The 9,027-nt window shown below is 72.6% G+C and carries 6 protein-coding genes and 1 tRNA gene; 4 read left to right on the top strand and 3 right to left on the bottom strand.

Annotated features, from left to right (window positions below; translation table 11 throughout):
- Positions 1-119: 119 nt before the first annotated feature.
- From DY245_RS35725 to DY245_RS35710, 4 genes are all read left to right on the top strand, one after another.
- Complete coding sequence (locus DY245_RS35725; protein ID WP_128511252.1) at positions 120-809, top strand: hypothetical protein; 690 nt, start codon at positions 120-122, stop codon at positions 807-809.
- 133 nt (positions 810-942) lie between these two features.
- Positions 943-2,388, top strand: a complete 1,446-nt coding sequence (locus DY245_RS35720) for a DUF2201 family putative metallopeptidase (RefSeq protein ID WP_128511251.1) — start codon at positions 943-945, stop codon at positions 2,386-2,388.
- Positions 2,385-4,256, top strand: coding sequence for an AAA family ATPase (locus tag DY245_RS35715; protein WP_128511250.1), 1,872 nt, complete (start codon positions 2,385-2,387; stop codon positions 4,254-4,256). The genes DY245_RS35720 and DY245_RS35715 overlap by 4 nt, the downstream gene beginning before the upstream one ends.
- Before the next feature lie 425 nt (positions 4,257-4,681).
- Positions 4,682-5,896: a Cmx/CmrA family chloramphenicol efflux MFS transporter gene (locus tag DY245_RS35710; RefSeq protein ID WP_128511249.1), complete on the top strand. Its 1,215-nt coding sequence runs from the start codon at positions 4,682-4,684 to the stop codon at positions 5,894-5,896.
- Here the strand turns inward: DY245_RS35710 and DY245_RS35705 are convergent.
- The 3 genes from DY245_RS35705 to DY245_RS35695 all read right to left on the bottom strand — a co-directional run.
- On the bottom strand, positions 5,868-7,415 hold the full coding sequence (locus tag DY245_RS35705; RefSeq protein ID WP_244943483.1) for an SDR family NAD(P)-dependent oxidoreductase: 1,548 nt from the start codon (positions 7,413-7,415) through the stop codon (positions 5,868-5,870). The two genes, DY245_RS35710 and DY245_RS35705, sit on opposite strands and share 29 nt — an antisense overlap.
- Before the next feature lie 67 nt (positions 7,416-7,482).
- Positions 7,483-7,555 (bottom strand) — tRNA-Ala (locus DY245_RS35700).
- A gap of 59 nt (positions 7,556-7,614) precedes the next feature.
- Positions 7,615-9,027: FUSC family protein (locus DY245_RS35695; RefSeq protein WP_147318420.1), on the bottom strand; the 1,413-nt coding region annotated here is incomplete at its 5' end.

Genomic DNA, 9,027 nt, shown 5'->3' with positions numbered 1-9,027 from the left:
GGCGGCGGTCAGCGCGGCGGGGAACGCCGTGGCGGCCGCGATGCCGCGCCGGCCAACGACGCGATGGCGGACGCCCTGCGGCGGGCCGGGCTCCTGGGCAAGGAGCGGGGCGGCCGCTGATGCACGACGGCGACCGGCGGCAGCGGGACGGGCTCTCGCTGCTGCTGGAGCTGATCGACGCGGCGCAGGCCGAGCGGGTACGCGCCCGGCTCGGCCTGCCCGCGCCGGGCGCCGGGGAGCCGGCAGCCGGTCGGTGGGACCCGGCCGATCGGGACGCCGCCCGTTGGTTGCTGGACGGCTGGACCGCCCCCGGGTCGGTCATGCTGTGGATGCTCGAATGCGACGACCCGGACATCAACCGCCAGGTCTACGCGTCGGAGTCGGCGACCCCCGCGATCCGGCGCGACATTCTCCGGGGCGTGCCGTTCGGCCCCGGCGCTCGCGGTCCGGTGACCGTCCATGAGCGGATCGCCGGCGACGCCGAACCGGACATCCGTATGGCGCACGTCGGAGATGCGGTAGTCGACGCGCTGCGGCGGGCCCGCACCATGCGGCAGGGGCGCGCCGCGGCGATGGCGGTGACCCGCGACGACTGGAACCTCGTCGCCGTCGCGGATCTTGAGGAGCCGCTGCCCGGCGGGTGCTGTCCGTCCTTGCCGTCGGCCGGCAGGCGTTCCCACACCGGCTGGCGGAGGCGCTGGAGTTCCTCCGGCCGCTCGTACAGGGCGAGTTGGGCGGCGATCCGGAGGCCTGGGCGGTGTGCGCGCAGCTGCTGCCGACCTTCGACGGGACGCTGCCGGAGCTGGTGACGACGTCGGGCGCGGTGGCGGCGGGCGTGGCGGGGTAGCGCGACACCCGCCCGGGTCGCGGCCGGCCCGCCGCGAAGATCCGTTGTCAGTGCCTCCTGATACGAATGGGGGCAGCTGAGAACGGGGGTGGGGCATGGCGTACGGGACGAGGGCGGCGGGGCACCGGCCGGTGGTCGATCTGGCCGACCGGCGGGCCCTGGAGCGCTGGCGGCCGGCGGAGCCGGCGGTGGTGGCCGAGGCGCGGCGGCTGAAGGAGGCCGCGCTGCTGGATTTCGGGCTGACGGAATCCGTCGTCGCGTCATGGATCTACGCCAAGTGTCCGCACCAGATCCCGACCACGGCCGTGGAGACCGCGGCCGTGGTGGCCGGCGGGGACGGCAGCTGTCCCCTGCTCTACAACCCGGAGTTCTTCGTCCGACTGGGCCTGGAGGGCGTGAAGTTCGTCCTCTTCCACGAGGCCCGGCATCTGGTGCACCGCCATCTGTTCGCCGATCCGGAGCTGCGCGCGGACCCGGTCTTCACCCTCGCCGCCGAGGTCTCCATCAACCACGTAGCGCTGGTGCGGCTCGGCCGCACGGAGCTGCCGCAGATCGACGGCAGGCCCACGGGCGTGGACCCGCGCGAGATCCACGAGGACTATGTCGCGGATCTGACGGCCCAGGGCCTCGACCCCCTCGGCTACGACGACTTCGTCGAGACGGACATGACCGTGTTCACCGAGCTCCGGCGGATGAGCCAGCCACCCGTGCCGGCCGCGTCCTGCGTGCACCTCACCGACCCGGGGACGGCCGGCGGCGACCAGGAGACCATCGACGAGGTGGTGTCCTCCTCGCTCCTCAACTCCCTGCTCGCGGCGCGGCGCGGACATCCGGGCGCGGAGCGGGAGCTGCTCGATCTGATGGACCGTACGGACGGCACCTCGGAGCATGCCAGCCGGGTCTGGGGGCGGCTGGGCGCGGGGGTGCTGCGCGGCGAGACCCCGCGGACACGGAAGGTCGACTGGTGGCAGCGCTGGCTCGTCGATGTCCTCGCCTCGAAGCTGCGGGAGGGCGAGCGGCTGGTCTATCCGAAGAAGCGCGGCGCGCTGCTGGCCGCGCTGGGCCACGATCCGATGCTGTCGCGGCGCGGCCCGGTGCGGGACAAGGTCCTGGTGATCGCGTACGACACCTCGGGGTCGATGCCCGACGGGGTGGTCAGCTGGCTGACGGAGCTGGTGGGCGCGATCGACGGGGTGGTGGCCCACTGGCTGTCGTTCGATGCCGTGGTGATGCCGTTCCGGCCCGGTGAGCGAAGCGAGACGGGGGTTCCCCCGGACGGAGTCTGGGGGAAGGTGTACGGCGGCGGGGGCACCAGCTTCCAGGCGGTGGCCGATTACGTCGAGGGGCGTACGGCCGTCGACGGCGACCACTTCGAGGAGATACCGGACGCCGTGGTGATGCTCACCGACGGCTATGCCCCGCACATCACCCCCGCCGAGCCGGACAAGTGGATCTGGCTGATCACGGCCGGCGGCGACGACTGGCCCGACCACCACACCCCGCCGATGGCCTGCCACCGTGTGACGACAGGAGACCGATGAGCACGACCACGCCGACCGCGCCGACTCCGGCGATCCGCCCCGCGGGCTGGCGGCCGACCGCCACCTACCCCGAGCCTCCCGAGGGCTGGACGGGCGTGTCCCGGCTGGAGTCGTTCATCGACGCGATGATCGACATGGGCCAGACCGGCCAGATATTCGGTGAGCACGGCATCGGCAAGACGGCCACCTTCTTCTCGCATCTGCCCACGGCGTATCCCGATGCCGAGCTGGTCTTCGTGCCGGCCGCCAATCTCACCCCGGACGATCTGCTCGCCAACGCCCCGGTGCGCGACGCCAGGACGGGCGAACTGGTGCTGCGGCAGCTGGTGATGAGCCAGCTGCGGCCCGGTAAGCCGTTCGTGCTGCTGATCGACGATTCGCTGCAGGCCGGGGCGACGATCCAGTCGCAGCTGATGCAGATCGCCTGCGACTGGACGCTGGGCGAGTACGACCTGCGGGAGCTGGGCTGTATCGGTGTGTTCCTGACGGACAACGAATCGCTGGCGGAGACGGCGGCCCGGCGCGGCGATCTGGCCGTCCTGGACCGCATGGTGACGATCCGGATCACCGCCAATGACACGTCCTGGCGGCACCAGCTCGCGGAGAAGTACCGCGACTGGAATCTGCGCGAGGTCTTCACCGTCTGGGCCACCCTCGGCCCGGCACTGCGCGAGCTGCTCTCGCCGCGCACCATCGACCACATCCTGGCCAACGCCCGCGAGGGCTTCCCGCTGCGCTGGGGGCTGCCGCTGGTCAACGGCGAGCGGCTGCGGCTGGTCGAGCGGCGGGCCGACGGCAAGCCCGGCAAGGACCGTACGACCGAGGTGCTGGACCGGATCGCGGCGGCGGTGGGCGCCGCGAATCCCGCCGGGATCCCCGACCCGGTGCGGGCGGTGGTGCGGGCGGCGCTGCGCAACCGCTGGTCGGTGCTGTTGCAGGGGCCGCCGGGGTGCGGCAAGACGGAGCTGGTGCGCGAGACCGTCCGGGAGGGGCTCGGCGGGCGCGAACCGCTCTACTTCTCCATGCCGGTGACCAATGTCGAAGACCTCTGCGCGCCGATCCCGACCGCCGACGGCTCGCTGGACAATCTCCTGGCCGGGGCGTTCCTGGGCCCGGAACCCAAGGCGATCGTCTGGGACGAGTACAACCGCCCCAAGGACAAGGCGGCGTTCGCCAAGCTGATGGAGATCACCCAGGAGTGGTCGCTGGCGGGGCGCCGGATCGAGAATCTGCGGGCCCAGATCGCGGTGCAGAATCCGCCGTACCACCTCGGCCGCAAGCTCCTGGTCGCCCGGAACAACATCGCACAGGCGACCCGCTTCACCGCCTCGCTGACGGTCGAGCCGGGCGACATCCCGGCCAATGAGTGGCTGATCGCGAAGTACGGTGCCGTCGCCGAGACGGTGCTGGAGTGGTGGAAGCACGACATCGACGAGGACGGCCGGGCCTGGATCACCAAGCGCACCATCGAGCGTCTGATCAAACTCCATCAGCGCGGGCTGCCGCTGGAGATGGGCACGGTCTATCTCGGCGACGGCGAGTACGCCCCGGTGCCGCTGACCGCCCTCATCGACCGGCTCAACGACCGCCCGGTGACCGGCCTTCGTGAGCTGGCCGAGGAGATCGACGCCTGGGAGGCGCGTCTGCGGAAGGCGGCGAGCGAGTCGAGCGAGGGGTCGAACGACAGCGATCTGGTCCATCAGGTCCTGGCCAACGCGGAGTTGTCGCAGCTGAAGAAGCATCGCGCCGAGGTGGCCCGGCTGGTCGCCCTGCTCCCGCCGAAGCTGCGTTCCACGTATCTGGTGGGCGCATCGAGCGATGTCCAGCGGTTCTGGATCGAGGTCTTCGCGCTGATACCCCGGCCGTGACAGCGCGCCGGGGCGCACGTAATTGCGTGGACGGGGTGCGTTCGGCACCGTTAATCTGCGCCCATGTCCAGCCCCGAGGCGTCAAGACGCTAGCCACCGGTCGTCCGGTGGCTCCTTACGTCGTCGAGCCGTCGCATCGCGATGTTGCGCGTTGCGCCAGGGCGCCGTTGTGCCCTGGCGCCGGCTGCGTTCCTCTGCCACCGGACCGCCGTAGTGCGGGCTCTTTTCCGACCTGAGATCCGCGTTCCGAGATCAGGAATCCGAGATCCGAACCGGGCGTCACGCTGTGACGCCGGCAGGTCGTTCTGCGCGGCAGCCGCGTGTGCCCGGCCGGACGGTCCGTCTCTTGGCGACCTCGTCACGGGCATCGCCGCGCGCCTGCCGCCGCACCGTGTCGATCCACCATGTGGTTGCGGAGTGTTGCTGTGCCCTTTTTCCTCTATCTGCTCGGACTGGCGGTCTTCGCCCAAGGCACGTCCGAGTTCATGCTGTCCGGCCTGTTGCCGGACATCGCCGCCGATCTGCAGATCTCGCTCTCGGCAGCGGGGTCACTGACCTCGGCCTTCGCCGTGGGAATGATCGTCGGCGCGCCGCTGATGGCGATCCTGAGCCTGCGCTGGTCGCGGCGCGGCGCCCTGCTGACCTTCCTGGTCACCTTTCTGCTGGTCCATATCGTCGGTGCGGTCACCACCGACTACGGGGTGCTGCTGGCCACACGGGTCATCGCGGCGCTGGCCAACGCCGGCTTCCTCGCGGTGGCCCTGGCGACCGCGACCGCGGCGGTCCCGCCGAACGCCAAGGGCCGCGCCACCTCCGTGCTGCTCGGCGGCACCACCCTGGCCTGTATCGCGGGTGTGCCCGCCGGTGCGCTCCTCGGTGAACTGTGGGGCTGGCGCTCGGCGTTCTGGGCGGTGGCTCTGGTGTCGGTGCCGGCTGTCGTGGCGATCGTGTGGTCGGTACCGGCCGGCGGCGGACGGGACTCCGCCGTCGGAGAGCCGAGCGCGCGCGGCGAGCTACGAGCGCTGCGCAGCCCGCGGCTGGTGGTGACCCTGCTGCTGGGAACCCTGGTGAACGGCGCGACCTTCTGCACCTTCACCTACCTCGCGCCGCTGGTCACCGATGTCGCCGGAATCGCAGCGAGCTGGGTGCCGGCCGTGCTGGCGCTCTTCGGTCTGGGGTCGTTCGTCGGGGTCGGCGTCGGCGGACGGCTGGCCGATACCCGTCCTGTGCCGCTCCTGGTGACCGGCGGGGTGGCCCTGCTCATCGGGTGGGCCGTCCTGGCGCTGACCGCCGGCAGTCCGGCGGCGACCGTGGCACTCGTCTTCGTCCAGGGAACCCTCTCGTTCGCCGTCGGATCCACCCTCATCGCGCAGGCGCTCTACGCGGCGACCGGGGCGCCGACCCTGGCCGGCGGGTTCGCCACGGCCGCCTTGAACGTGGGCGCGGCGATCGGCCCCTGGTGGGGTGGCGCCGCCCTCACCCTGGGGTTCGGCTACCGCGGGCCGGTGTGGGTCAGCGTGCTGCTGGTAACCCTCGCACTGACCACCGGCGGGGTGGCCGGTGCGGTCTCCCGGCGCAGGACGGCCAAGATCAACGATCGGCGGCCCGTGGTCACCACGCGGCTTCCTGGTAGTCCTTGAGAAAGACCCCGGCGACCGGGTCTCCGGCCTCGCCCCGCACGATCGGGTCGTAGACCCGGGCCGCGCCGTCGACGATGTCGAGCGGGGTGCGAAAACCGGCCTTGGCGATCCGCTCCTTCTTCGGCAGCGGGTTCTCGTCGGTGATCCACCCCGTGTCGACGCTGCACATGTGCACGCCCTGGGCGGCGAGTTCGGGCCCGCTGGTCCGGGTGAGCATGTTCAGGGCGGCCTTGGCCATGTTGGTGTGCGGATGCCCGCCGGTCTTTCGCCGTACGGTGAACCGCCCTTCGACGGCGGTCACATTCACCACATAACGGCGGGGGTACGGCGAGGCGAGCAGCAGGAGCAGCAGCCGGTCGCAGAGCAGGGTGGGCGCGACGGCGTTGACCAGCTGGGTCTCCAGCAGTTCGGCCGGGTCGAGCTCTCCTATGCGCACCGACCAGGAGTTGACGGGCGCGGCATCCGGCAGCAATCCGGCCTCGTCGACGGCGTACGGCAGCAGCCCGGCGTTGTCGACGGCGTACGGCAACCACGGGGCCTCGACGACGCCGTACGGCAACAGTCCTGCCTGGCCGACGCCGTACTCAACGCCGTACGTCGCCGGCCCGGCCTCGTCGAATCCAGGGGCGTGGCGGACGCCGACCGGCAGTTCGCCGCCGTGTTCCCGCTCCCCCGCCGCGAGCAGCGCATAGGACGAGGGCGGCCGGCGCACCGTCTGTGCCGCGTTGTTGACGAGGATGCCCAGCGGACGGCCCTCGTCCCGCAGCTCCTGGCAGAGCCCCAGGACCTGGCGCGGGTCACGCAGATCGATACCGACGACGGTGAGCCGGTCCAGCCAGTCCGCGCTGCCCGGCGCGGCCCGGAACCGGCGCCGGGTGTCGTGCGGGAAACGCGTGGTGACCAGCAGCTCCGCGCCATCGCGCAGCATCATCAGCGCCAGCTGGAACCCGATCTTGACCCGGCCTCCGGTGAGCAGCGCGCGCCGCCCGGTCAGATCCGTACGCAGCCCCCGGCGGGCGGCGTTGTCCGCGGCGCACGCGGGACACAACAGGTGGTAGAAGGAATCGGTGTGCCGGTAGAGCGCCTTGCAGACATAGCAACGGCGCGGGCGGGACAACGCACCGCTCCTGCCGTCCTGTTGGGCGAGCGGGGCATCCTCGCGCCGCTCCGGCGCACCGGTCGTGGTCGCGGCCGGCACCGCCGCATCGGCCGCGGCCCGTTCCGCCTTGCGTGCCTTGCGCCGGGTGAGCCGGCCGTCGCGTACGAACGACTCGGCGACGCGTTCGGCGCGCAGCCGCACGGGGTCGTCGACGGGCAGCGCCCGAAGCCGGGCAACCGTACGGTCGAAGGCGGCGAGCTCCTCGTCGGTGACCGCGTTGGGCACCTCGTCGGTGACCGCGTTGGGCACCTCGTCGGTGACCGTGCTGGGCACCTCGTCGGTGACAGGGCCGCTGCCCGCGCCGAGGGGCGAACCGTTCTGCCCCCGTAGTGGCGCTTCCATCCCGTCCCCGCCCCCCATGGCCGGCGTTCCCCCAGTCCCCGCGGCAGTGAGCGAGTGCCGCGCGGCCGATGCGAGCGGGCAGCTGCCCGGACGGCCGGATTCGAACCGACGTGATCCGCCCTGCCAGGGCGGCGCGCCTGCCTCTGCGCTACGTCCGGGCAGTGCCGTAGAGCGTATCCGGCGACGGGATCAGGCCGCGCCCACGGTGCACGCCAGCTCAGCTCGCCCCGGCGTATCCGCGAATGCGCTCCAGTTCCGCCGCCACATCCGTGAGCGTGGCGCAGTCCGGAACCGGCCCCAGATCGGGGCCCGAGATGTCGGCCTCGCGACGTCGGCCCGGATCCTCCAGGGCATCAGCCATCGCGGACAACGCCTGGCACAGCCGCTCCGCCTCGTCCACGCCGGGGCGGTGGGCACCGTGGTCGAGGCGTACCGCGCAGGCGGTGGCGGCGTCCACGATGCGTTCGGCCGCGGTGACCACGGTCAGCCAGTCGGGATTGCGGTCGCGGGCGGCGAGGAGTTCCGCCGCGGCGGTCTCCGCTGCCGCTCTGGCCTCCCCCAGCGCCCGGTAGGCGGCCCGGCGCAGCGCCAGCCGCTCGGTGGGGTCCTGCCCCGGCTCCGCCTCCAGTACGTGCCGCAGGAACTGCTCGGTGCTGCGCAGCGCCGCGGTGACCCGGTGGCCGACCCGGCGGCGCGGGTCCGCGAGCCGTGGCAGATGCCCGACGACAAGGACGATGCCGCAGGCGATGGAGGTGTCGACGATCCGCTCACCGGCGGCCTGCGGATCCCCGCTGACGTGCACGAACGACAGCACCATGAGGGTGATCGCCACGGTCTGCAGCGCGAAGTGGCGGATGGCGAACGGCAGCAGGGCGCCGCCCGCCCCGGCCATCAGCGCGGGCCACCACGACCCCGTCAGCAGCAGGCCCGCCCCGGCGAAGACCAGCACACCGGCGACGGTCCCGGCGAAGCGGTTGACCGTACGGGAGAACAGCGGGCCCAGGTCCGGCTTGACGAGGAAGGTGGCGGTCGCCGGGAGCCAGTACCAGTGGTCGGCGCGGAGCAGCAGGGCCACGGCGGCGCTCGCGGCGATGCAGACGGCGACCCGCAGACCGTAGTCCCGTCCTGCGGGCCCGAGCAGGCTGCGCCCGCGCCGCGTCCGCGCACCGATGACACCCAGCACCCGGCGTGCCATGGACGCCCCGGCCGGACCGCGATGGGACGAGGCCGGGGTACCGTCCGCTTCCGGCTGCGACTGCGCCTGCGTCCGCGCCTGCTGCTGTGACAAGGGCTCCTGCCGGGCGAAGGCCACCGCGGCGTCCAGCAACGCCTGGTCGAAGGCGCCCCGCGCGGCCGTACTGGTCTCCGGGGCGGACAGCCGGCCCGGCGGCCGCCCGGTGCGCAGCGCGTCGGCGAACCGGCGGGGGCTCTGTGCGACCCGGGACGGCAGCGGCCGGGCCTCCCACAGCAGCGCGACGCTGGCCTCGCACAGCGCGGTGGCCGCGGCGAACCGCTCGGCCAGCAGCAACTCCTCGGTACGGGCGGGCCGGCGCAGCAGCCGGTCGGTCAGCCGGCGCAGCCGCAGCGCCTCGTCGGCGCGGTCCAGCGCGGCGGTGAGCCGGCGCCTGGC

The sequence above is a fragment of the Streptomyces inhibens genome (assembly GCF_003389455.1).
Lineage (GTDB): Bacteria > Actinomycetota > Actinomycetes > Streptomycetales > Streptomycetaceae > Streptomyces > Streptomyces inhibens.
This window is presented reverse-complemented; position numbering and strand designations above follow the sequence as displayed.

Excerpts from the sequence above, each read along its gene's own strand:
- DY245_RS35720 (WP_128511251.1), top strand. The coding sequence starts at position 943 with ATGGCGTACGGGACGAGGGCGGCGGGGCACCGGCCGGTGGTCGATCTG.
- DY245_RS35715 (WP_128511250.1), top strand. The coding sequence starts at position 2,385 with ATGAGCACGACCACGCCGACCGCGCCGACTCCGGCGATCCGCCCCGCG.
- DY245_RS35725 (WP_128511252.1), top strand. The coding sequence starts at position 120 with ATGCACGACGGCGACCGGCGGCAGCGGGACGGGCTCTCGCTGCTGCTG.
- DY245_RS35705 (WP_244943483.1), bottom strand. The coding sequence starts at position 7,415 with ATGGGGGGCGGGGACGGGATGGAAGCGCCACTACGGGGGCAGAACGGT.